Genomic DNA, 24094 nt, shown 5'->3' on the forward strand with positions numbered 1-24094 from the left:
AGCTGTTTAACTGAAATTGAGTCCCATGCGTTCCGCCACGGTATGCATGTCCTTGTCGCCGCGGCCCGACAGGTTGGCCAATACAATTTTATCTTTCGGCAAGGTGGCCGCCAGCTTGGCCGCGTAAGCCAGCGCGTGCGACGATTCCAGGGCCGGGATGATGCCTTCGATATGGCAGCAATCGTGGAACGCCTGCAGCGCCTCTTCATCCGTGATCGACACGTACTGCGCGCGGCCCGAGTCTTTCAGCCACGCATGTTCCGGGCCTACGCCGGGATAGTCGAGGCCGGCCGAGACGGAATGCGTCTCGATGATCTGGCCATTTTCATCCTGCAGCAGGTAGGTGCGGTTGCCGTGCAGCACGCCCGGAAAACCGGCTGTCAGCGAGGCCGAGTGCTTGCCCGTGCCCAGGCCTTCGCCGGCCGCTTCCACGCCGATCAGTTTCACGTCTTTCTGGTCGATATATGGGTAAAAAATGCCCATGGCGTTCGAGCCGCCGCCGATGCAGGCCAGCACGTAGTCGGGCTGGCGGCCTGTCATTTCCGGCATCTGCACCAGGCATTCCTCGCCGATCACGGACTGGAAGTCGCGCACCATCATCGGATATGGATGGGGGCCGGCCACGGTGCCGATGATATAAAAAGTGTTTTCGATATTCGTGACCCAGTCGCGCATGGCTTCGTTCAGCGCATCCTTGAGGGTCTTGGAGCCGGACTCGACGGGCACGACGGTGGCGCCCAGCAATTTCATGCGGTACACGTTCTGCGCCTGGCGCTTGACGTCTTCGCTGCCCATGTAGACCACGCATTCGAGGCCGAAGCGGGCGCAGATGGTGGCCGTAGCCACGCCGTGCTGGCCGGCACCCGTCTCGGCGATGATGCGCGGCTTGCCCATGCGCTTGGCCAGCAGGGCCTGGCCGATGACGTTATTGATCTTGTGCGCGCCCGTGTGGTTCAAGTCTTCGCGCTTGAAATAGATTTGCGCGCCGCCGGCCATCTCGGACCAGCGCTTGGCGTGGTAGATCGGCGATGGGCGCCCGACGAAATGCTTCAGCTCGTAGCGGAATTCTTCCAGGAATTCGGGATCGACGCTGTAGCGGGCGTAGGCTTCCTTCAGCTCGGCCAGCGCATGCGTGAGCGTTTCGGCAACAAAGGAACCGCCGTACGGGCCGAAGTGGCCGCGCGGGTCGGGAAACGGGTAATCGGTGGCGTGGAACAATGCGGCGGCTGCGCCGGGCGCGGTGGTGTGGTCATTCATGGTTGTTTCCTCTGGCAATGATGGCATCGGCATCCTGCACCGCGGCGATAAACGCGCGGACACGGGATGCGTCCTTGATGCCCTTGGACGCTTCGACACCACTGCTGATGTCGACGGCGTAAGGGCGCACGCGCACCACTGCGTCAGTCGCGTTTTGTACGCTCAAGCCACCACTTAAAACGACCCGAGGCGCGAGTTCTTTTGGAATGAGGGACCAATCAAATACCTTTCCTGCGCCACCGTAGGCATCCACATAGGTATCGAGCAAGAGACTCGAAAACAAGGGACTGGCGGCGCGATAGCGCTGTTCGTATTCTAGCAAATCTTCAAAGGAGGTGTCGGGTTTGACGCGGAACACTTGCGTAAACGGCGTATTCACGGCGCCAGCCAGCGCGGCGCTGTGTTCGGGCGTCTCGTCGCCATGAAATTGCAGCAGAGACAATGGCGCCACGGCCTTTGTTGCCTGCACTTCTTCCAGCGTGGCATTGACGAACAGGCCGACCGTCGTCACGTAGGGCGGCATGGCGGCGATCAGGCTGGCCGCCTGCTGCGGCGTGACGTAACGGGGGCTTTTCGGATAAAACACGAAGCCGATGGCGTCGGCGCCCGCCGCCACGACGGCCTGGATGTCTTCGGCGCGGGTCAGGCCGCAGATCTTGATGCGTGTGCGAGGCATGGCTATCCTTTATTGATGCAGATCAAAACCAAGGCAAGGCGCTGCTGCTGTCTTGCGGCAAGGCCCATTTCGGATCGTAATCGATCTGCGCCAGGTACAAGCCGTCCGGCATGAACGTGGGCGCGGCCGCATGACGATCCTTGCTTTCAAGCAAGTGCCCGAGCCAGTCCGGTTTTTCGCGTCCCGTGCCGATGTAGACGAGCGAACCGACCAGGTTGCGCACCATGTGGTGCAGGAAGGCATTGGCTGTAATCGTAAAAATCACGCAATCGCCGCGCCGCTCGATGCGGATGTCATGCATCAGCTTGACAGGCGACTTGGCCTGGCATTGCGCGGCACGGAAGGCCGTGAAATCGTGCCAGCCCAGCAGCGGCTGCACGGCTTGCCGCATCAGTTCCACGTCCAGCGGACGGAAAAAGAAACCGGCACGCCCTTCCACCAGCGGCGAACGGGTAGCGTTGTTATACAACACATAATGATAGGTGCGCGCGCGCGCGCTGAAACGGGCGTGGAAGAAGTCATTGACCGTCGGATCGCCTTCGAGTTCCTTGGCCCAGCGCACGGCGATGGATTTCGGCAGGAAGGCGTTGACGCCGCGCACCCACGAGTGCACGTCGCGGTTCAATTCCGTATCGAAATGCACGACTTGCTCGAGCGCATGCACGCCCGTGTCCGTGCGGCCGGCACAGGTGGTGGCCAGGCGCACGCGGGCAAACTGTTCCAGCGCGTTTTCCAGCTGGTCCTGCACCGTCTGCCCGTCTTCCTGCTTCTGGTATCCGTGCCAGGCCGTGCCGTCGTACTGCAGGCCGAGGACGATACGCTTCAATGGCGTTGCTGTCGTAATATTTTGCATCGAAGCATTATACCGGCGCAAAGGCGGCCCCGCCTTCCGGCCACACAAGCGCCTGAGACGGCGTTCAGGGCAAGGCGCGCGGTCGAAGACAGTACGAATAGTACGGCGAGACCGTGCAACGCAGCCATGGACGTCGTATCAGGTGCTTAGCTCAGCAAAGCTCTCATGGTATTCGCTTTCTTCACCTGCTCTTCGCTGCCACCCTTGATGACTTCATCGATCAGCTCGCGCGCGCCTTCCTTGTCGCCGATTTCCTGGTAAGCGATCGCCAGGTCCAGCTTGGTATCCATTTCCATGTGGATGGCCGACAACGGGTCGTCCACGCCCACGCTGGCCGTCTTGCCATCGTTTAGGTCCAAGTCGATGCCGGACAGGTCAAATTCCTGCGCCGGCGGTATGGCTTCCGGCAAGGTGGCGGGCGTTTGCGCGTCGTCAAACAGGCTGTCGATGGAGGGCTCGGCCGCCGCCACCGGCGCGGCAGCGGGCGCGACAGGCTCGTCGAGGTCGAAATGGGCCAGGTCGACATCCTTCAACGGATCAGGCAACGGCGTCAAGCCGGCGCCCACGCCGTTCACGGGACCGGCTGGCGGCTCCAGGTCCAGGCCGAAATCCATGCTGGCGTCATAGTGCACATAGTGCGCATCCTGCGCGGCAGAAACAGGCTTGCTGTCCGGCCCCGGCATGACGATCGGGTCGCTGGTGGAAACGGGCTCGAAATCGAGGCTGTCGAGGTCAAAATCGAGCGGATCGCGCGCATCGCGGGCCGCCACGGAAGACACCGGTTCGGCCGGCGCCAGGTCAGCCAGCGGCGCAGGAGTAGACAAATCGTCCGGCAAGTCCATGCTCTGGCCATGCAAGTCGTCGCCGGCAGCCTTGCTCAGGCTGACAACGGCGTCGTCTTCCGTATCGCCATACAGGGGATTGGAAGGGTCGAGCGCCAGGCCCAAGGCAGCGGCCTGCGGCCACTCTTCGCCCTGGCCACGCGTCAGGCTGTACAGCTCGCTGGCCTGGTCTTCAAACGCGCGCACGTCGTTGCGGGCCGAATAGATTTCCAGCAACTTCAAGCGGGCCGCATGGCGCTCGGGGTGGATGCGCAAGGCTTCCTTGAGGATATCTTCCGCCTGGCCATCGCGGCCGTAGGCGATATACACGTCCGCTTCGGCGACGGGATCCGTTTCATTCGCGTCGAGCATGCTGGCGCCCGCTGCGGCGGCCACGCCGGCAGCGGCGGCGCCCGTGCCGAACAGGTGGTTGCTCGCTTCGGACTGCTGGTCTTCCGGCGCCAGGCCGGCCGGCGGCGCCACTGGCGCTTCCGGCTCGAACACGGGGGCGATATCTTCGGCGGGCGGCGGCGTCTCCTTGCGGCGGCGCGCGATCACCAGCGCGGCCACGGCGGCCAGCAGCGCGGCCAGGCCGATGCCGATAGCGCCCAGGTGGTCGCTGATCTTGTCGGCGAAGGTCGGTTCCAGCGGCGATGGCTTTTTCACCAGCGGCACCGGTTTTGCCTTCGGTACGGGCGGCTGGGCTTCGGCAGGTGCGCTGGCAACGGCGCTGGCCGATGCGCTTGCCGCTGCGCTGGCAGCGGCCTCGGCCGGCTTGGCGGGCGCCGGGGCGCTCTTGTCGGCCATGGCCTTGCTCTTGACCGCCATCAACTTTTCCAGGTCGCTGACGTTCTTTTCCAGTTCCTTGACGCGGGCGGCCGCTTCATCGACCTGCTTCGCCTTGGCGATCTTGTCTTCTTCGCTGGCAACGGCGCTCTTGCCGGCCGACTTGGCCGCCGGCTCCGCCTTCGACAGTTTCAGCTTGTCTTGCGACTCGCTCACGGCCGTCGGTTTTTCCTGCACCTTGGTCGGGCCGATCTTGCCGGCCGTGCTTTGCGTCGCCTGCGCGGCCTTGGCCGGCTTGCTTTGCGACACCTGGCCAGCCAGCTTGTTGCGGTAGGCGTCGAAATCGATGGCGTGCGCCGTCACGATGCCCTTCGCTTCGGCCGCGCCGGTGGCGCGCACGGTGTCCGCACCCGGCACGGCCAGGATGCGCCCGGCCTGCATGCGGTTCATGTTCTCGCCCTTGAAGGCATCGGGATTGGCGCGGTACAGGGCGACGAGCATCATGTCGAGCGACACGCCCGATGGCTTCAGTTCGCTGGCGATGCGGCTCAGGGTGTCGCCCGCCTTGACCTTGTATTCGCCTGCCGCCTTTTTCGCGGCTGGTGGCGCAGAATCAGCAGCGGCAGCGGCCGGCTTGGCCTTGCCAGGCTCGACTGGCGCCGTCACTTGCGCGCCGCGCGTCTGGCGCGCTTCGGGCGTGTCGAGCACGAACGCATATTCGCGCACCTGGCGGCCGCTCTTGCTGCTCAGCTCCAGCAGCAGGTCGACCATGGGTTCGGCCACCGGTTGCGCCGAGCTGATGCGGATGAAGGACTTGCCGTTGCGGTTTTCCACGGCAAACGTCAAGGCGTTCAGGGCGGGATTGAATTCCACGTTGGCCTGGCGGTAGGCGTCCGGCGGCGCCAGCTTGGCCAGCAGGCTCGAAGCCTCGCCTGGCTTGACGGCCGATAATTCGACCTCGGCGCGCAGCGGCTGGCCGGCGGCGGACAGCACCGTGATCTTGCCCAGCTCGGCTGCGGATACCGCCGGTGACAATAACACCGCACAGGCGACAGCGCTGCTGAGTGTTTTAATGGCAAGGGAGGCGACCCGGGGACGAGTGTGTACAGGCATAGTTGGCGGCATCTTAGTTGACATGGGAAAACTGTTACTTTTCCAGAGGTATCAACATATCATCATGCCCAGAGCTATGCAAGCTCCGCATGGTTGAGCCTTGACGGGCTCAGGACGAAAAAAAAGCCGGGAAAACAGCCCCGGCTTGATCTGGATCAGCAATTAATTGCCGTTATGCGTCCAACAAAATACGCAGCATGCGGCGCAGCGGCTCGGCCGCGCCCCACAGCAATTGGTCGCCCACGGTGAACGCGGACAGGTATTCGCCGCCCATGCTCATCTTGCGCACGCGGCCGACGGGAATCGTCAGGCTGCCCGTGACGGCGGCCGGCGACAGGTCGCGCACGGACGCTTCGCGCGTGTTCGGCACGAATTTCACCCATTCGTTGTTGCTGGCGATGATGTCGTTGATTTCATCGAGCGGCACGTCTTTCTTCAGCTTGATGGTCAAGGCTTGCGAATGGCAGCGCATGGCGCCGATGCGCACGCACAGGCCGTCGACCGGGATTTCCTTCGTGCCGAAATCGATGCCGCGGCCCAGGATCTTGTTCGTTTCCGCGCCGGCCTTCCACTCTTCCTTCGACTGGCCGTTGCCCAGGTCCTTGTCGATCCACGGGATCAGGTTGCCGGCCAGCGGCGCGCCGAATTGCTTGATTTCATCTGGGGAGTAGCCGTGCTGGGTGGCCAGCACCTGGCGGTCGATTTCCAGGATGGCGGAAGCGGGGTTGTCCAGCAGCGCCTTGACGGAACCGTTGATGGTGCCGAATTGCGTCAGCAGTTCGCGCATGTGCTGCGCGCCGCCGCCCGATGCCGCCTGGTACGTCATCGACGTCATCCAGTCGATCAGGTCGTGCTGGAACAGGCCGCCCAGGCCCATCATCATGCACGAAACGGTGCAATTGCCGCCGATGTAGTTCTTGACGCCCTTGCCCAGCGCATCCTTGATGACGTGCAGGTTGACGGGGTCGAGCACGATGACGGCGTCTTTTTCCATGCGCAAGGTCGAGGCCGCATCGATCCAGTAGCCATTCCAGCCCGCTGCGCGCAGCTGCGGGAAGACGGCGCTCGTGTAGTCGCCGCCCTGGCAGGAAATGATGATGTCGCACTTGGACAGTTCGGCGATGTTGTTGGCATCCTTGAGGATGGTTTCATTCTTCGCCATGGCCGGCGCCGCGCCGCCCGTGTTCGAGGTGGTGAAAAACACCGGTTCGATGTGGGCGAAATCGCCCTCTTCCTGCATACGCTGCATCAGGACCGAACCGACCATACCGCGCCAACCTACCAAGCCAACTAATTTCATTACCATTCCTCAAGATGAGACGGCGACTGCCGTCATTAGACTATTTTATCCCAGTGCTTTTACAACTGCATCACCCATGGCCTCGGTACCGACCAAAGTCGTGCCCGTTTCATGGATGTCGGCCGTGCGCAAGCCCTGCGCCAGCACCTGCTTCACGGCCGTTTCGATGCGGTTTGCCTGCTCTTCGCGGTTGAGCGAATAGCGCAGCATCATGGCGGCCGACAGGATCGTCGCCAGCGGATTGGCGATGCCCTTGCCCGCGATATCGGGCGCCGAACCGTGCGATGGCTCGTACAGACCCTTGTTGTTGGCATCCAGCGAGGCCGACGGCAGCATGCCGATCGACCCCGTCAGCATGGCGGCCGCGTCCGACAAGATGTCGCCGAACATGTTCCCGGTCACCATGACGTCGAATTTCTTCGGCGCCCGCACCAATTGCATGGCCGCGTTATCGACATACATATGATCGAGCGCAACATCCGGGTATTCCTTGTGCACGTCGATGACGATGTCTTTCCAGAACTGGAACGTTTCCAGCACGTTAGCCTTGTCCACGCTGGTGAGGCGCTTGTCGCGCTTTTGCGCCGCCTGGAAAGCCACGTGGGCGATGCGGCGGATTTCGCCTTCCGCATAGCGCATCGTGTCGAATCCTTCGCGCTGGCCCTTGAACGGACCGTCCGGGCACTCGCGCACGCCGCGGGGTTGCCCAAAATAAATGTCGCCCGTCAATTCGCGGATGATCAAAATGTCCAGGCCGGACACCACTTCCGGCTTCAGGGTCGAAGCGCCCGCCAGTTCCGGGTACAGAATGGCCGGACGCAGGTTGGCGAACAGGCCCAGGTTCTTGCGCAAGCCCAAAATCGCCTGCTCGGGACGGAACTGGCGCTCCAGGTTATCGTACTGGTAGTCGCCCACGGCGCCGAACAGCACGGCATCGGCCGCCTTGGCCAAGGCCAGGGTGCCTTCCGGCAGCGGGTGGCCATGGGCCGCATAGCCGGCGCCGCCCACGGGCGCGCTTTCCAACTCGAACGATTCGCCCAGCACATTCAAGACCTTGACGGCTTGCGCGACGATTTCAGGACCGATGCCGTCGCCGGGTAATATTGCAATTTTCATATTTTTATCGATTAGATGACGTTGGCGAGCCAAGGCTGATTGTTCAAATGACGCTCTTCGAAGGCGCGGATATCGTCCGCGTGGCGCAGGGTCAGGCCGATATCGTCGAGCCCATTCATCAGGCAATATTTGCGGAAGGCATCGATCTCGAACGGATACGATACGGAACCATTGCTGGTGCGCACGCATTGCTGTTCCAGGTCCACCACCAGCTTGAAGCCGGGGAAAGCCTTGACTTCATTGAACAGGTGCTCGACCTGGCTTTCCGAAAGCACGATGGGCAGCAAGCCGTTCTTGTAGCAATTATTGAAGAAGATGTCGGCGAACGAGGGCGCGATGATGGCGCGGAAGCCATATTGATCGAGCGCCCAAGGCGCGTGTTCGCGCGAGGAACCGCAGCCGAAATTCTTGCGTGTCAGCAAGATCGAGGCGCCCTGGTAGCGCGGCTCGTTGAGCACGAACTCCGGGTTCAGCGGGCGGCGGCTGTTGTCCTGGCCCGGTTCGCCATGGTCGAGGTAGCGCCATTCGTCGAACAGGTTGGGGCCGAAACCGCTGCGGTGGATCGATTTCAGGAATTGCTTCGGGATAATCGCGTCGGTGTCGACGTTGGCGCGGTCCAGCGGGGCGACCAGGCCTTCGTAAATCGTAAATTTATCCATGCTGTTTCTACTCGGTAAGACGCGCGGCGCAGGGCGCCGGCACGTCGCGGTTTATTTTCCGCCGGCGCCAGTGACAACCTGGCCGACTTTCTGCACATCGCGGCCGATGCCGGAGACGGTGTTGCAGCCAGACAAGATGACGGTGGCGATGAGGAGGGCGAAGAGTTTTTTCATGATGATTTCTTGATAGTAAGTAAGGGACTGGGAACGCTAGTGTAAACCAGCGGCACCAGTCCCTGCCGTCATCGCAAGCCCCGCACGTCGACAAAGTGGCCGGCGATACCCGCCGCCGCGGCCATCGCGGGCGACACCAGGTGGGTACGCCCGCCCTGCCCTTGCCGGCCTTCGAAGTTGCGGTTCGACGTGGACGCGCAGCGCTCGCCCGGTTCCAGACGATCCGCATTCATGGCCAGGCACATGGAACAGCCCGGCTCGCGCCATTCGAAACCGGCATCCTTGAAGATGCGGTCGAGTCCCTCGCGTTCCGCCTGATCCTTGACCAGGCCGGAACCGGGCACCACCAGCGCCAGCGAGACGTTCGAGGCGCGGTACTTGCCGCGCACCACGGCCGCTGCCGCGCGCAAATCCTCGATGCGCGAATTGGTGCAGGAACCAATGAAGACCTTGTCGATGCGGATGTCTTCGATGGCCGTGTTCGGCTTGAGGTTCATGTAGACGAGCGCCTTTTCCATCGCATCGCGCTTGACGCTGTCTTTTTCCAAATCGGGGTCCGGCACGCGGCCATCGACGCCGATCACCATTTCGGGCGACGTGCCCCAGGTCACTTGCGGCACGATGTCTTGCGCGTTCAGGGTGACGACGAGGTCGAAGCGGGCGCCCGGGTCCGAATGCAGGGTGCGCCAATAGGCCACGGCGCGTTCCCAGTGGGGACCGGCCGGCGAAAACGGGCGGCCCTTGACGTAATTGATGGTGGTGTCGTCCACGCCGATGATGCCGGCGCGCGCGCCCGCCTCGATGGCCATGTTGCACACCGTCATGCGGCCTTCCATCGACAGGGCACGGATGGCCGAGCCGCCGAACTCGATACAGTAGCCCGTGCCGCCGGCCGTGCCGATCTTGCCGATGATGGCCAGCACGATATCTTTCGCCGTCACGCCGGCAGGCAAGGCGCCGTCGACCTGCACCAGCATGGATTTGGATTTCTTTTGCAGCAAGGTTTGCGTGGCCAGCACGTGTTCCACTTCGGACGTGCCGATGCCGTGCGCCAGCGCGCCGAACGCGCCGTGCGTGGACGTGTGCGAATCGCCGCAGACGACCGTCATGCCGGGCAGGGTCGCGCCCTGCTCGGGGCCGATCACATGCACGATACCCTGACGCTTGTCGTTCATGTTGAAGTAGGTCAAGCCATAGTGCCGGGCGTTCTTGTCCAGGGTTTCCACCTGCAGGCGCGAGACCGGGTCGGCAATGCCGTCGACGCGGCTGGTGGTGGGCACGTTATGGTCGGCCACGGCCAGGTTGGCGGAAATGCGCCACGGCTGGCGGCCCGCCACGCTGAGGCCATCGAAGGCTTGCGGGCTGGTGACTTCGTGCAGCAGGTGCCGGTCGATGTACAGAATTGTCGTGCCATCATCTTCGGCCCGAACAACGTGGGATTCCCAAAGTTTGTCGTAAAGCGTCTTCATCATGATTTATGCAGCGTTGCCACAGCCTGTTTAAGTGATCAAGTGATACCAAGTCATACGGTGATCCACAAGGATTATGCCATATATCGGAGAATACAGAACCGAAACAGGCAAAAGCGTGGGATTGGCGATACAAAGTTTGGCCACATTGTTGGATATGAGCTGGAAATTGCCGATATCGGCATATTGGCGGCATGCCGGCCCCATCCGCAGGCGGGCTGCCGAACGAGCCACGGCGCCACCCGAAATGGATATTTTTTCCTCAATCTTTCGTGTATTGTATTTCGACAATAATGACCGGTGCACACGCGCTGGCCCACCTGGAGACCTCGATGAAACTGAACTTGTTGGCGCTGGCCGCCCTCACCCTGGCCGCCAGCCATGCGGCGGCTACTACGCCGGGAGACACCTGCGTGCAGGACTTGCGCGCTATAGCACCCTTCCTGCTGGAAAACGACACGGGCGCGCGCCAGCACCTGGAGCAAAAGGGCCAGGCATATTTCGACCTGGCGCTGGCCACGGCCACCACGGCGGCGGCCGGCGCGGCCGACGGCAAGGCCTGCGATGCAATCCTGGAAAACTATGCACGCATGTGGCGCAAGGGCCACCTGCATATCAAGCCAGGCAGCGCGCTCGACATCGCCAAACCGGCGCCGGCACGGCCGGCCGCGCCGGGACAGGCAGCGCTAACGAAGGAGCCGGCGCTGCAGATATTATCGGACTCGACCGTGCTCCTGACCTTGCCCAGCTTTCACGGCAGCTACCGCGCCGCCGTGGCCAATCTGCTCGACACGCACCGCACGGCGCTGGCGGCCCGTCCCAACTGGATCCTCGACGTGCGCCGCAACGGCGGCGGCAGCGACAGCACGTATGCGCCGCTGTTGTCCTGGATCAGTTCGGACGAAATAGTCACGATGGGCGCCGAATGGCTGTCCACGCCGGCCAATATCGACGGCCAGGAAAAAGTCTGCGCGCTGCTGGCGCCCGGCGACCAGGCGTGCGCCGCCTTTGCGGGCCAGGCCGTGACGCAGATGCGCACCGTCAAGCCGGGCCAATACGCGCCGCAGCAAAGCAGCGGCACCGTCAGCTATACGCGCGTGGAGATGCCGGAGCCGCGCCGGCCGGCGCGCGTGGCGGTGCTGGTCGACCGCGACTGCGCCAGTTCCTGCGAAGAATTTCTGCTGGCGGCGCGGCAAAGTTTTCATGTGAAATTGATCGGACGCAACAGTTACGGCGCGCTCGATTATTCGAACATGCGCCTGCACATCCTGCCGTCGGGCCAGCGCCACCTGCAATACGCTACCTCCCGCTCTGCCCGCTTGCCGCAGCTGCAGGTGGACCTGGGCGGCATCATGCCCGACATCTATTTGCCGCCGCCGAAGGACGAAGCGGGCCGCGCCCAGGAAATCGTGCGCGTGCAGCGCTGGCTGGAAGGCGGAACTTTGCGCCCGGACAACATTTGACGCCGCTGGCGCCATAAAAAAAGCCCGCTACACATAGCGGGCTTTTTAATGAGTAAAGCAATACTTACGACGCCTGACAAAACCGTCGCGAGCGGAAGGGAGAGGTGGCTAAGAAGCGCAACCGTACTCTGGTACGGTGAGCATCGCAGGCCGCCTACACCGACGCGCAGCAGGTTTGGTCAGGTGTCATCAGGCCGCCAGACGCACGCTGCTGCGGCAACCGTCCATCAGGAACGACAGGCCGACGACCAGCACCAGCTCGCCTTCGGCCGAGCGGGCCGTGCCCGTGATGCCTTCCACGGTGATGGCCGTCATCGGCTTGATCACGAGGTCGGCCGTGCCATCGACGGCTTCCACGGCGAGAATGTACGGCTGTGGCGCAGCGACAACAATGCCGACGCGTTCGCTGCACGATTCGTAGCCCAGCGAACCGGCCAGCGACCGCACGGGCAATGGACGGCCCTGGTCTTTCAGCACGGGCGCGCCGCCCACTTCCATGAAGGTTTCCGGCAATTCGACGACGCGCTGCACCACGGCCATCGGCAGCGCCAGCGCGGCGCCCGAGGTCGACACGAGCATGGTCGGCACGATCGACAGTTCGATCGGCAGGCGGATGGCGAACTTCGTGCCCTTGCCCAGCGCCGATTCGATGTGGATGGCGCCGCGGTTTTTCTCCACGGCCGTTTTCACCACGTCCATGCCCACGCCGCGCCCGGAGACGCTGGACGCGACTTCCTTGGTCGAGAAGCCCGGCAGGAACACCAGCTGGAAGCATTCGTCGTTGCTCAACTGCGCGTTTTCGCTGATCAAGCCCTTTTGCTGGGCCTTGCTGCGCAGGAAGGCCGGGTCCATGCCCTTGCCGTCATCCTGCAGCACGATCATGACACTGTTGGCTTCCTGCCATGCCTTCAGTGAAATATACGATTTGGCGGGCTTGCCGGCAGCCAGGCGCGCTTCCGGCGATTCGACGCCATGGTCTAGCGAGTTGCGCAGCATGTGCACGAGCGGATCGTACAGGCTGTCGACCACCACGCGGTCGACTTCCGTCTCCGCGCCTTCGATGGTCAGTTCGACATCCTTGCCCAGATCCTTGGCCAGTTCGCGCACCAGGCGCGGGAATTTCTGGAACAGGCGGCCGACGGGCTGCATGCGCGTGGCCAGAGTGGCCCGCTGCAGTTCCGTCGAGTAACGCGAAGCGCGTTCCAGGGTTTCCGCCAGGGTCGCCATCAAGGTGGCGGCCTGGCCTTCGAATTTGAATTGCAGCAAACGCTCGAGCAGCACGGCAGCCTGGTTGGCGGCCTGCACGGATTCGCCGGCCACTTCCAGCAATGCGTCGAGCTTGACGGCGTCGACGCGGATGCTGTCTTCCTTGACGGGCGCGGCATGGCGCACTTCCGGACGCTCTTCGCGGCGTTCGGCGCCATCCCAGGCCTTGGCGGCCGGTTTGGCGGCGGCAGCAGCGGCAGGCGCGGCGGCCACGACGGCAGGCGCAGCGGCGACGACGGACACCGGTGCGGCAGCGACGCGGCTGCCCTCGGGCACGACGGCGTTATACATGCCTTCCCAGTCCAGGCCATCGGCGCTGGCAGTGGTCACGACAGCGGCAGGCGCGGCCGCAAGCACTTCAGCGACCTCGGCAACAGGCGCGGCCGCTTCCGCCACCACGGCGGCGGCAGGCGCAGGCGCGTCCATGCCCTTGCCTTCGATGGCGTTCGTCAGGATGTGTTCCAGCTCTTCCGGCATGGCCGGCAAGCTTTCCGGCGCGGCGCCATTTGCCAGCTCCGTCAGCTGGTCGGCCACGAAACCGGACGCTTGCAGCGCCGCCTCGATGGCGATCGGCGTCACGGGCGCGGCGCCCGTGCGCAAGGCGTCGAACAGGTTTTCCGTCAGGTGGCAGGCCGCCACCAGCGCAGGCAGGCCCATGAAACCGGCGCCACCCTTGATGGTGTGGAAGGAACGAAACACGGCATTCAGTGTTTCCTTGTTGTCAGGATCACGCTCGAGGCGCAATAAGTGCTCTTCAACATTAACCGCAAGATCCATCGCCTCAACAACGAAATCCTTGAGCATATCGTCCATTAGAATCCCAAATCCGCAAGAAGGTCGTCTACATTATCCTGGTCCAGCGCCACCGACGGCACGGACGGGCCCTGCATCAGCGGCACCGGCTTTTGCGCCAGTTTTTCGCGCACCTCGGCCGGCGCGTTGTCGCGCAGCAGCTGAGCCAGCTCGTTTTCCACCGTCTTGGTGATGTTGACCACTTTTTTGATCAGCTGGCCCGTGATGTCCTGGAAGTCCTGGGCCATCATGATTTCCAGCAAGCGGGCTTTTTCCGCTTCCGTCGCTTCGGCAACGGCTTGCGCGAACTGGCGCGAATCGCCGGCCAGGGCCTTGAATTCTTCCAGGCTCAGCTTGCCGTCGAACAGCGCCGTCCAGCGGCCGTCCATGTCCTTGGCTTTCTTCGACAGCACGTCCTGCGCCGGCATGCCCTCGTCGAGCGTGTTCAAGACCTTGTTGGCGGCCTGTTCCGTCAGGGTGGCGACATATTCCAGGCGGTCCTGGGCGTCGACGATCTGCGACGACGCTTCCGTCAACGCCTTGTCGTAGCCCAGTTCGCGCAGCGAATCGTGCAGCAGGCGCACGATGCCGCCCAGGCGCTCGAACATCGGCTTGTCGGACTGGTCGACCGGGTCGGCCGCTTCGCCAGGCGCGTCGGCGCCGGCCACGGGGGCCGCTTCCGCTGCGGCTGGCGCGGCAGCCACCGGCGCCGCTGCGGCTGCCGGTACGGCGACGCTGGCCGACACGGAGTCGAACAGCGCATCAAAATCGTCATCCGCGATCACGGCGGGAGCGGGCGCGGCGGCAGGTGCCGGCGTGGCTGCGGCCGCGCTTTGCGCGGATACTTCATCGAATAATGCATCGAAATCATCAGCGGCGTTGGTCATATCCCTGCTTCTCCATAATTTGTCAAAATTCCGCCTGAACTGTGCGTTTTACAGACTGATACCCACAATTTCTCGATTAAGATGATTTGAGGCAATACCGCTGCGATGGTGCGAGTGTAGCAGGGCGCCGCCCTGTTGGTAAATCTCAAAACGCGCTTCCTGGTGCAAAGCGGGTCCGCAAGAGCTTTTCCGCCAGGAAATAAGTGTTCCTGCTGTTGTATTTTGAAATACTACCATTGGCGTGCGTGCAAGACCACGCGCGACACAAGAAATCCTGCTCTCAAGCGCCTGTACAACGGCGCCAGGCGGACCCTGCCGCAGCTAAACACGATCTTTCTGCCAATGTTGTCTATACTGAAGGTGCAGTAGTATTGATAATTATCAAGTCTTTACATGAATACAATGCTGCCGCGACGTCTACAATGAGAGGCGTTGCGCGCGCTGAGTCACTGCCAAAGGACCTGCCATGTATAAGAAAATTCTGATCGCCACGGACGGCTCCACCGTCTCCAACTTGACGGCCTGTGCCGGCGTTGCCTTTGCCGAACAAATGCACGCCGACATCCTTGCCGTGTATGTGGCGCCCGAGTACCAGTACCCGGTGTACATCGAAATCATTCCGCCGAGCTATCCCAGCGAAGAGGAATACCGCGTCGCCATGCGCAAGGCGGGCGCCGACCACTGGCAACCCGTGCTCGACGCGGCTGCCAAGCGGGGCTTGCAAGCGACGGGATTGACGGCCTTTTCCGACAGTCCCGCCCTGAAAATCGTGGAAGTGGCGCAATTGCAGCAATGCGACCTGATTTTCATGGGTTCGCATGGCCGCAGCGGCTGGGGTCAGCTGCTGCTGGGCAGCGTGACCAACAAGGTGCTGTCGCACTCGAAATTGCCCGTGCTGGTGCATAGGCTGATCAAGGAACCCCTGACGAAATAAGGGGTCACATGGCCACGGGGGCCGTCGCACCGGCACATCTCAAGAAAAGGCACAGTGCGGCCGCTTCGGTTAAAATGACAACGTTTCTCGTTTCTCAACATTTGATTGTCCGATGACGGACAGAGCAGATTACACGCCACCAGATTGCCCGCCTATGATACGTATTGTGATTGCCGACGACCACACCATCATGCGTGAAGGATTGAAGCGCATCCTTGACGGCGCGCCGGATATCGACATCGTGGGTGAAGCCATCGACGGTTTTGAAGTACTCAACCATGTGCGCCAGGGCGGCTTCGACCTGTTGCTGCTCGACCTGTCGATGCCGGGCCGCAGCGGCGTCGACCTGATCCGGCAAATCCGCAGCGAGGCGCCCAAGCTGTCCATCCTGATCCTCACCATGCACGAGGAAGAGCAATATGCGGTGCGCGCCATCCGCGCCGGCGCGCAAGGCTATCTGACCAAGGAAAGCGCGGGCACCCAGCTCGTGGGCGCCATCCACAAGGTGGCGTCGGGACGTCCCTATATCAGCGCCGAGGTGGCGGAGCAGCTCGTGCTCAACATCATGATGCCGAATGAAAGCTTGCTGCATAAACAGTTGTCGGACCGCGAATTCGAAGTCTTTTCCCTGCTGGTGGCAGGCAAGTCGATCACGGAAATTGCCAACAACCTGCATCTGAGCGTCAAGACGGTGAGTACGCACAAGACGCGCATCATGCAAAAGATGGGCATGAGTTCGCTGTCTGAAATGGTCCAGTATGCCGTGGCGCACCGCCTGCTCTCCCCCTTCAAGACCTGAATACGGCGGCGCGCGCCCGCGCGTCGACTGTAGGAACAATCCTACTTCATCTACCACAGCTCCTACTGCCATATTCAGCCACTGCTGATATTAATTGCATACGCTTGTTGGCATACTGAAACCAGTAATCAAGTTGCTGGAAAGTTATTTCATCACACAGCAAGTCTTCAGCGAATTGAGCATTACCTGCCCGAACGCGCGCCGCCGGCCCACGCCTGCCCGCCGTCCCGCGCACCCCGTCATTCAACTCTGAACTACCTGTCACCAGGAGATGAACATGCTGTCCACGCAAATGCCCGACACCCGCGCCGCCTCACCATCGCTGCCCCCCTCCGCTCCGATGGAAGCGGGACGCCAGCGCCAGGGCCGGCTCTGGTCGAACCTGAAGGAGGTGTGCGACCTGCTGCATATCTCCAGCGCCTGCACCATCGCCGCCGACGAACTGCTGTTCCAGCACGTGCAATTCAAGACGGGCCAGCGCGTGCATACGATCGGCCAGCCGTTCGACACCCTGTACATCGTCAATTCGGGCTTCCTGAAAACCGTGCTCATCGATGAGTTCGGCAATGAGCAGGTACTCAGCTTTCCCATGAAGGGCGACATGCTGGGCGTCGACGGTATCCACTCGCGCCACTATTCCTCGGAAGCGGTGGCCCTGTCCGACTGCGACCTGATCCTGCTGCCGTTCAAGAAACTCACGGCGCTGGGCCGTGTCCACTTGGAACTGGAAAATGTCATGTACGGCGTGATGAGCCGCGAACTGGTGCGCGAGCAAGCCATGATCGGCATGCTGGGCGCCCTCAGCGCCGAAGCCCGCGTGGCGCGCTTCCTCGTCTCGCTGGCCGACCGCTTTGCGCAGATGGGCTACTCGAGCAAGCTGTTCAACCTGCGCATGACGCGCCACGAAATCGGCAGCTACCTGGGCCTGACCCTGGAAACGGTCAGCCGCACCTTGTCCGCCTTCAATGAAATCGGCCTGATCACGGTTGACCAGCGCACCATCGGCATCAAGGATCCGGACGCCCTGAAAACCCTGCGCCGCCTGCCGCCGTCGCGTTCGCGCGCCAAGCAGCTGGCCGCCGCCAAGCTCAAGGCCGATACCACCGCGGCCGCCAGCGCCTCGGCGCAATTGCTGGCCACCATCTAGCCCCATCCCGATTTCCTCAAGCTTGGCACAGGCTTGACCCGGCCAAGGCGCACTGCCTTGCCGGGTCTTTTTTGCTGCCGCCCCCTTCCGCGCCGCGCCAGCGGCCGCCTTTGCGCAGCACTCGCTCCCACGCTGCCGTCCCACCGTAAAAAAGCGCGGATTCCGCACAAATAAGCCTTGCTTTTCGGGCCACATTCAACAATAATGCAAATACGAATCATTCTCAACTGAGACAAAGAAAGCCCAACATGCAAAGCTCAAAACCAGCCTTGATCCAGGATGCCGCTACCGCCCACGTCCGTCCTCCCGTCAGCATGGCCCAGCCGGCGCGCCGCATCACCAGCGAAGCGCTGCTGCAGCAGGGCCGCGAAGTGGAGATTGAGCACAGCGGCAAGATCTATCGCCTGCGCGTCACCCAATTGAACAAGCTGATCCTGACTGCCTGAAGCAGCACGGCAGCCAGTCACCACACTCGCCAGCCAGTCGTGCCCCGTGCGCGCAGCCAGCCAAACCACCGCACAGGAGTGTTTGATGGCGAACGACCGACCTTCCCCGATGTTTCCTCCTCCGCAAGGCCAACAGCCTGAACTGCTGCTGTCGGCCGTGCTGCACCTGATGTCGCACTACCATGCGGGCAGTCCCTGCGAGAAACTGGCGGGTGTCATCGAACGCCATCTGCAAGTGCTGTCAAACTCGCCCGGCCTGGGCCCCGTGCTGCAAGCGACCTGCCAGCAACTGTCGCAGCAATGGGCCGCCCTGGTGGCGCTGCACCGGCCCGCGCCGCCCAGGACCAGCTGGCTTGAGCGCCTGGCACGCATGCTGAGCGCCAAGCGCCCCGCCTCGCCCCTGCCGCAATAATTTCTTTTCCATCCCCATCGTCCAACAGGATATCGCCATGTGTGACAAAGACCAGTCCCTGCCCGTCATCAGCAATTGTTCCAGCGGCGGGGCCGAACCGGCCGCGCTCGCTTCCCGCCGCCGCCGGCTGTGGGAACTGTCGCATACCTGTCATTGCCCGCTGGTCGGCGTGGGCTTGCCCCTGGGATACTTGCGCAAGCTGGTGGGCAAGATGACGGGCGGGCGCGTGCTGGCCGACGACTACGAAGTGCACGTGGGCGCCGTGACGGAATGCGGCGCGCGCAACCGCCTGTCCGAAGCGCTGCAAAAGGAACTCGAACGCCGCTACGCCCCCGTGATCCTGCGCTTTCGCGGCGCCAAGACGACGGAACAAGTGGCCGAACTGTGGCGCACGGCCGTCGCCAACGGCGACGTGTCGGGCGCTTTCTGGGCCGGCCTGACGCACCCGCGCTGCGACGCCGAGCTGGAAGAGCAGATGTGCAGAGACTTGCACATGATCCAGCACCAGGCCGGCGCCTGCGTGCGCGCCGACATGGGCAAGTTTACGGCCTTGCAGGAAGAAAATGCGCGCCTGACGCACGAACTGGCCAAGCTGCAACAGCGCAGCCAGGCCGCACTGATGGAAAAAACGGGCGAACTGGAACGCCAGGAAGCCGTGCTGCTGCGCACGCGTGCCGAAGCGATCGGCAAGGACAGCGTGATCGACGGCTTGCGCGCGGAACTGGCGCAATTGCAGGCGGCCATCCCGGCGCTGGAATCGCGCACGCGCCTGGTCGAACGCCTGACGCAAATGGATGAGCGCGAAAAGGAATTGCGCCAGCAAATCGCGGATTTGAAGCAAGCCCAGCCACGTCCGGCCGCGGCCGTGCCGCCACCGGCGCCGAAGCTGGAAGTGCCGACGGGCGGCAAGCTGAAAATGCCGATCCGCCTCGTCGATCAAAGCGTCCTGTGCGTGGGCGGGCGCAGCGGCAATGTCGCCACCTACCGCGCCCTGATCGAGCGGGTCGGCGCGCAATTCGCCCACCACGACGGCGGCCTGGAAGACAATGCCAACCTGCTCGATTCGAGCCTGGCGGCGGCCGACCTGGTGATTTGCCAGACGGGCTGCATCAGCCACAGCGCCTACTGGCGCGTGAAGGATTATTGCAAGCGCACGGGCAAGCGCTGCGTCTTCATCGACAACCCCAGCATCTCCAGCCTGGCACGGGGCTTGCAGGAAGTCAGTGGCGAGATGGAGCCGGCCGCGCTGGACGCCGCCGACTAAGCCGGGCCTAAACTTAGGCCTGCAACTTTAGGCCTGCAACTCGCGCGCGATCGCTTCGCGCAAGAGCGCATCATCGACCGTGGTGTCGGGCGCGAAACGCCCCACCACCTTGCCGTCCTTGCTGATCAAAAACTTCTCGAAATTCCACAGCACGTCGCTCGGCTGCTCCTGCGTGATGCCGTAGCCGGCCAGCTTGGCGCGGAAATCGCTGCCCGGCTTTTCCTGCGCCCGCGGCTGCTCTTGCACCAGGCGCTGGTACAGCGGATGCTGGCCCGGCCCCTTGACGACGATCTTTTCAAACAGGGGAAATTGCACGCCAAAGGTGCCGCGGCAGAAATCGGCGATCTCGGCATTGCTGCCCGGCTCCTGCGCGCCGAATTCATTCGCGGGAAAACCGGCCACCACCAGGCCCTCGGCCTGCTTGTCGGCGTAGAGCTTTTCCAGTCCTTCGTACTGCGGCGTCAAGCCGCAGGCGGAGGCGACATTGACCACCAGCACGACCTTGCCGCGATAGGCATCCAGGCTGGTGGGTTCGCCATTGATGCGGCGCAAGGGAATGTCGTAAATACTGTCGCTCATGATGTATCTCCTCGGCGGATAAAACAATCATGATAGCCGTGTGTGCGCGAACGCGCTGGCGGCGTCAACAACTCAGTAGACGTCGCGCCGGTAGCGCCCTTCCGCTGCCAGCGCGTCGAGCGCGGGCCGTCCCAGCATGTCTTGCAGGGCCTGGTCGACGCCGCCCGCCATGCCGGCCAGGCTGCCGCAAATGTAGATGGCCGCGCCCTGCTGCAGCCACAATTTGATTTCATCGGCATTGCCGCGCAAGCGGTCCTGCACATAGGTTCGCTCCGCCTGGTCGCGCGAAAACGCCAGGTCCAGGCGCGGCAAGTCGCCGCTGGCATGCCAGCCTTCAATCTCTTCTCGGTAATGGAAATCATGGGCAAGGTTGCGTTCGCCAAAGATCAGCCAATTGCGCCGCTGCCCTGCCAGCACGCGGCTTTTCAAATGGCCGCGCAAGCCGGCGATGCCGCTGCCGTTGCCAATTAAAATCAGGGGCCGCTGGGCATTGTCTTCCAGGCGGAAACGCCGGTGCTGGCGCAAGCGCAGTTGCACCACGTCGCCGACAGCGGCCTGCGCCGTGAGCCAGCCCGAGGCCAGGCCCAGGCTGCCGTCGGGATGCGCATGCTGGCGCACCAGCAAGTGCACGCCGCCGTCGCGCGGAATCGAGGCGATCGAATATTCGCGCGGTTGCGCAGGATCAAGCGGCGCGGCCACCTGCACCAGGTCGCCCGACTGCCAGTCAGGCAGGCTACCCGCCACGGGCGCCAGTTCCACGTGATAGATGGGGCCGCCGGCGCTGCCGGGATTGAGCAACTGCCGACGCGTCAGGCGCCAGTCGCCGAATGCGGGCGCGCTCCAGTCCGGCGCGTCGCTGGTGCCGGCCAGGTGGCTCAGGTGCTGGAACCATTGCTCGATGGTGGCGCTGGCGCTGCGGTCGACTTCGATGCGCTCGAACAGCCGCGAGGCGCCCTGCTCCGCCAGCCAGGCATCGAGCGCGCGGCCGAAGCCGCAGAACTGGCCATAGCTGCGGTCACCCAGGGCCAGCACGGCGTAGTGCAATTGCGGCAGCGCCAGTTCGCCCGTCATCAAACGGCCCATGAAGGCGGCCGCATTGTCGGGCGCATCGCCTTCGCCATACGTGCTGACCAAAAACAAGGCCCGTTCCGCTTGTTGCAGATCAATGGCCGTGAGGTCGGCCAGCGCGCACAGGCGCACGGGAATGCCGGCCAGTTGCAGGCTCTGCGCCGTTTGTGTGGCCAGTTCCTCGGCATTGCCCGTCTGGCTCGCATACGCCACCAGCCAGGCGGGACTGTTGGCCAGCGCCGCCTTCGCGGCGTCGGACGCGCGGCGCCTGGCGCGCGCGCGCAGCCAGGGCGCCAGGCATACGCCCGCATAACTGAGGGACAGGGCGGCCAGCAAGGCCAGCCGCGTCGTATCGTGCGTAAAAATCATGGAATCAATCGTTCATTCGTCGAGCATGGCCAGCATGTGGCTGCTCAGCGTTTCATGGTAGCCATCGCCGTCGCGCTGCAGGAAGCGCGCGGCCAGGCCCTGCTCTTCAGACAGCGCCATGCCGGCTTCCGGGCCCAGCACCGTCAAGGCCGTCGACCAGGCATCGGCCGCCATGCATTCGGCGTGCACGACGGTGACGGAAGCGAGTTGATTAGCGATCGGCATGCCGCTGCGCGGGTCGATGGTGTGCGAGAAACGCACCGTGCCATCCTCGAAGAAACGCCGGTAATCGCCCGAGGTCGCCACGGACAAGCCGTGCAGCGCCAGCAGCATTTCCGGCGGATGCTGCGCATTATCGGCGGCGCCATCGACCTGTTCCAGCATCACCCACCACGGCTGGCCGTCGGGCTTGCTGCCGGCGCCGCGCAGCTCGCCGCCCACTTCGACCAGGTAATGATGGATGCCCTGGCTGTCCAGGTAGCGGGCCAGGCGGTCCACGCCATAGCCCTTGGCCACGGCGGACAAGTCCAGCTGCAAGCCGCCCGGCTGGCGCGCGCGGCGGGCCGGCAAGTCCAGTTCCAGGCGGCGGCGCTGGCGCTGCGCCAGCAGCAGCGCCACGGTATCGTCTTTCGGCGGCAGGAAGCCGGGCTCATCGTAGCGCTTGCGGGGACCGAAGCCCCACAGGTTGACGAGGGTACCGGCACACGGGTCATACGCGCCGCCGGACGCCTGCGACACGTGCATGGCAAAGCCCAGCACTTCGCAAAAGGCGGCGGGCAGGCTGTGCCAGCTGCCGGGCTCGGCCCGGTTGAAGCGGCCCAGGTCCGAGTCCTCGTCCCAGTGGCTCATTTGCGCTACAACAAGATCCAGCTGCTGCTGCAAGCCCTGCTGCAGGTCGGCGCTGCCCGCGCGTCCCGGCATTGCGGGCTCCAGCAAGCGCACCGACCAGCTGGTGCCCATCGACAGGCCGCGCAAGTCCCGGATCGCGGCGCCGGGCGGCGCGACCTGATCGGAAATATGCTGCGGCAGCAGGACCCGGCGCATCGGCGCTCTCGCTCGCGAAGATGCCGCCGCTTACTGCGGCAGCACTTCCACGGAAGCCGCGTAGGTAGCGCGGCGCTCCGGCATCACGGGCGGCTGGCCGGCCACGGCTGGGGCGGCCGCTGGCCAGGTGCTGCTCAGATAATACATGCCGGCGGCCGGCACGGTGAACGTGATCTCGCCCTTGGCATCCGTGCTCTGGCGGATTTCCCCCAGCACGCCACGATAGCGCACGCCGCCTGGCACCAGGCTGAACGCCTGGTTCGCCGCCGGCTTGCCATCGATCAAGAAACGCCAGGTGGCTTTCTCGCCCGCGCGCAAGTCGTTCGGGTGCGTCACCGGCACGAATTCCAGGCCCACGCCCGTCGGTTTGAACACTTCCGTGCTGGTTTCGCCATTGCTGAAGAAAGTTTCCAGGCGCGCTGCCGTGCGCGTGATTTTCACGTCTTTCGCGTCGGCCGGCACGTCTTTCTTGAAGGTTTCCTCGTTGCCGCGGAAACGCTTCTGCTCGCCGTTCACGGTGTAGCTGCCCATCACGTTTTGCGACACGATGGCCGCTTTATACGTGCCCGGCTTTTCCATTTTCACGTCGAAGACGCTGCGCAAACGGCCCGTCAGCGTATTTGCTGGCGTGACGTTCGCGCCGTCCGGGCCGATGACTTGCAGCGCGTCCAGGCGCAGCGGCTGGTGGTCGATCTCGAACAGGCCGTCGGAGACGGCGGCATCCACCGTCACCCAGGCGTCCTTGCTTTCCACCATCGTGCTCGATGGCACCATCCAGCCGCGGTGGGCGTGGGCGTTCATGGCCAGGCCAGCCAGGGCCAGGGCGATCAGGGGTTTGTTGAATTGCTTGAACATGGGGTGCGCCTTATGGTTTGAGTTGGACGACGACATTACCGAGTTCTTCCTTGCCTTTGGCTGGCACGGACTGGGCCGATTTCAGCGGCCACTGGAACGGCACGCGCACCAGTTCGCGTCCGCCCGCTTCGCGCGCCGCTTCCACCACCACCTGGTATTCGCCGGCCGGCAACTTGTCGAGCAAGGCCTTGGCGCCAGGGAAGGTCAAGGTATGTTCGCCTGGCGCACGCGTGGCGCCGCTGACGCCGTCAACCGGCATGGCCAGGTCGCGGCCGCTCTTGCGCCACCATTGGCGCATGTCCTTCAGCCACTTCTCACCGACCTTGTCTTTCTTTTTCACGTCATACAGCACGGCCAGGTTGCCAACCACCTTCTGGTCCGCCGTTTCCAGCCACGCCGCCACGTAGGGACGGTGGTATTCCGCCACGTTCAATTGCGGGAGTTCAAGCTTGAGGGACAGGTCGGCCGCCATCGCCGACGTACCGATCAGGGGAAGGCCAAGCGCCAGGGTGTAGCGTAATTTCATGGTGTGCCTGTAAGAAAGT

The 24094-nt window shown here is 63.3% G+C and carries 23 protein-coding genes; 7 read left to right on the forward strand and 16 right to left on the reverse strand.

What is annotated here, in order from left to right; genetic code table 11:
* Positions 1-6: 6 nt before the first annotated feature.
* From trpB to leuC, 9 genes are all read right to left on the reverse strand, one after another.
* Positions 7-1257 carry a tryptophan synthase subunit beta gene (trpB, locus tag O3298_RS02455; protein ID WP_305058440.1) on the reverse strand — a complete coding sequence of 417 codons (1251 nt, stop codon included), beginning with the start codon at positions 1255-1257 and terminating at the stop codon, positions 7-9.
* Positions 1250-1933 (reverse strand): phosphoribosylanthranilate isomerase, encoded by a 684-nt coding sequence (locus O3298_RS02460; RefSeq protein ID WP_099666996.1) that lies wholly within the window; start codon positions 1931-1933, stop codon positions 1250-1252. The genes trpB and O3298_RS02460 overlap by 8 nt, the downstream gene beginning before the upstream one ends.
* Positions 1934-1955: 22 nt before the next feature.
* The gene (truA, locus tag O3298_RS02465; protein ID WP_174718108.1) at positions 1956-2786 is read right to left on the reverse strand and encodes a tRNA pseudouridine(38-40) synthase TruA; all 831 of its coding nucleotides are present in this window, start codon (positions 2784-2786) and stop codon (positions 1956-1958) included.
* Between the two features lie 146 nt (positions 2787-2932).
* Positions 2933-5434 (reverse strand): FimV/HubP family polar landmark protein, encoded by a 2502-nt coding sequence (locus O3298_RS02470; protein WP_305058441.1) that lies wholly within the window; start codon positions 5432-5434, stop codon positions 2933-2935.
* Between the two features lie 244 nt (positions 5435-5678).
* Positions 5679-6806, reverse strand: coding sequence for an aspartate-semialdehyde dehydrogenase (asd, locus tag O3298_RS02475; protein ID WP_071653368.1), 1128 nt, complete (start codon positions 6804-6806; stop codon positions 5679-5681).
* 45 nt (positions 6807-6851) lie between these two features.
* Entirely contained in the window at positions 6852-7922 is a 1071-nt protein-coding gene (gene leuB, locus O3298_RS02480; protein WP_305052828.1) for a 3-isopropylmalate dehydrogenase, read from the reverse strand.
* An 11-nt stretch (positions 7923-7933) separates the two neighbouring features.
* Entirely contained in the window at positions 7934-8581 is a 648-nt protein-coding gene (gene leuD, locus O3298_RS02485; RefSeq protein WP_251350427.1) for a 3-isopropylmalate dehydratase small subunit, read from the reverse strand.
* Positions 8582-8632: 51 nt separating this feature from the next.
* Positions 8633-8755 (reverse strand): entericidin A/B family lipoprotein, encoded by a 123-nt coding sequence (locus O3298_RS02490; protein ID WP_010400408.1) that lies wholly within the window; start codon positions 8753-8755, stop codon positions 8633-8635.
* A 68-nt stretch (positions 8756-8823) separates the two neighbouring features.
* Positions 8824-10227 (reverse strand): 3-isopropylmalate dehydratase large subunit, encoded by a 1404-nt coding sequence (gene leuC / locus O3298_RS02495; RefSeq protein WP_099666990.1) that lies wholly within the window; start codon positions 10225-10227, stop codon positions 8824-8826.
* Between the two features lie 290 nt (positions 10228-10517).
* Between leuC and O3298_RS02500 the strand changes: the two genes are divergently transcribed.
* Positions 10518-11687 carry a S41 family peptidase gene (locus tag O3298_RS02500; RefSeq protein ID WP_305058442.1) on the forward strand — a complete coding sequence of 390 codons (1170 nt, stop codon included), beginning with the start codon at positions 10518-10520 and terminating at the stop codon, positions 11685-11687.
* 189 nt (positions 11688-11876) lie between these two features.
* Here O3298_RS02500 and O3298_RS02505 read toward each other — a convergent pair whose 3' ends face one another.
* Entirely contained in the window at positions 11877-13766 is a 1890-nt protein-coding gene (locus O3298_RS02505) for a chemotaxis protein CheA (RefSeq protein WP_289911034.1), read from the reverse strand.
* Positions 13766-14632, reverse strand: coding sequence for a protein phosphatase CheZ (locus O3298_RS02510; protein WP_289911035.1), 867 nt, complete (start codon positions 14630-14632; stop codon positions 13766-13768). Before O3298_RS02510 ends, O3298_RS02505 begins: the two co-directional genes overlap by 1 nt.
* 466 nt (positions 14633-15098) lie before the next feature.
* On the opposite strand from O3298_RS02510, the gene O3298_RS02515 reads away from it, so the two are divergent.
* The 6 genes from O3298_RS02515 to O3298_RS02540 all read left to right on the forward strand — a co-directional run bounded on the left by O3298_RS02515 (position 15099) and on the right by O3298_RS02540 (position 19634).
* Positions 15099-15566: a universal stress protein gene (locus O3298_RS02515; protein WP_289904066.1), complete on the forward strand. Its 468-nt coding sequence runs from the start codon at positions 15099-15101 to the stop codon at positions 15564-15566.
* A gap of 154 nt (positions 15567-15720) precedes the next feature.
* A complete protein-coding gene (locus O3298_RS02520) occupies positions 15721-16365 on the forward strand; it encodes a response regulator transcription factor (RefSeq protein WP_034783426.1) in 645 nt (214 codons plus the stop codon).
* Between the two features lie 340 nt (positions 16366-16705).
* A complete protein-coding gene (locus O3298_RS02525) occupies positions 16706-17512 on the forward strand; it encodes a Crp/Fnr family transcriptional regulator (RefSeq protein ID WP_035821063.1) in 807 nt (268 codons plus the stop codon).
* 248 nt (positions 17513-17760) lie between these two features.
* Positions 17761-17958, forward strand: coding sequence for a hemin uptake protein HemP (hemP, locus tag O3298_RS02530; RefSeq protein WP_034750559.1), 198 nt, complete (start codon positions 17761-17763; stop codon positions 17956-17958).
* Positions 17959-18043: 85 nt separating this feature from the next.
* Positions 18044-18370 (forward strand): hypothetical protein, encoded by a 327-nt coding sequence (locus O3298_RS02535; protein WP_251350423.1) that lies wholly within the window; start codon positions 18044-18046, stop codon positions 18368-18370.
* Positions 18371-18407: 37 nt separating this feature from the next.
* Positions 18408-19634 carry a DUF2325 domain-containing protein gene (locus O3298_RS02540; protein ID WP_305058443.1) on the forward strand — a complete coding sequence of 409 codons (1227 nt, stop codon included), beginning with the start codon at positions 18408-18410 and terminating at the stop codon, positions 19632-19634.
* Between the two features lie 27 nt (positions 19635-19661).
* Here O3298_RS02540 and O3298_RS02545 read toward each other — a convergent pair whose 3' ends face one another.
* From O3298_RS02545 to O3298_RS02565, 5 genes are all read right to left on the reverse strand, one after another.
* Positions 19662-20213, reverse strand: a complete 552-nt coding sequence (locus O3298_RS02545) for a glutathione peroxidase (RefSeq protein ID WP_305052834.1) — start codon at positions 20211-20213, stop codon at positions 19662-19664.
* Positions 20214-20285: 72 nt separating this feature from the next.
* Positions 20286-21650 (reverse strand): sulfite reductase subunit alpha, encoded by a 1365-nt coding sequence (locus O3298_RS02550; RefSeq protein WP_305058444.1) that lies wholly within the window; start codon positions 21648-21650, stop codon positions 20286-20288.
* A gap of 12 nt (positions 21651-21662) precedes the next feature.
* Entirely contained in the window at positions 21663-22694 is a 1032-nt protein-coding gene (locus tag O3298_RS02555; RefSeq protein ID WP_305058445.1) for an FAD:protein FMN transferase, read from the reverse strand.
* A 30-nt stretch (positions 22695-22724) separates the two neighbouring features.
* Entirely contained in the window at positions 22725-23549 is an 825-nt protein-coding gene (locus O3298_RS02560) for a DUF4198 domain-containing protein (RefSeq protein ID WP_305058446.1), read from the reverse strand.
* Positions 23550-23559: 10 nt separating this feature from the next.
* On the reverse strand, positions 23560-24075 hold the full coding sequence (locus O3298_RS02565) for a DUF2271 domain-containing protein (RefSeq protein ID WP_077407565.1): 516 nt from the start codon (positions 24073-24075) through the stop codon (positions 23560-23562).
* Between the last annotated feature and the right edge of the window lie 19 nt (positions 24076-24094).

Origin of the sequence: Janthinobacterium sp. SUN137, assembly GCF_030587265.1 — a bacterium.
In the GTDB taxonomy this organism is placed as follows: domain Bacteria; phylum Pseudomonadota; class Gammaproteobacteria; order Burkholderiales; family Burkholderiaceae_D; genus Janthinobacterium; species Janthinobacterium kumbetense.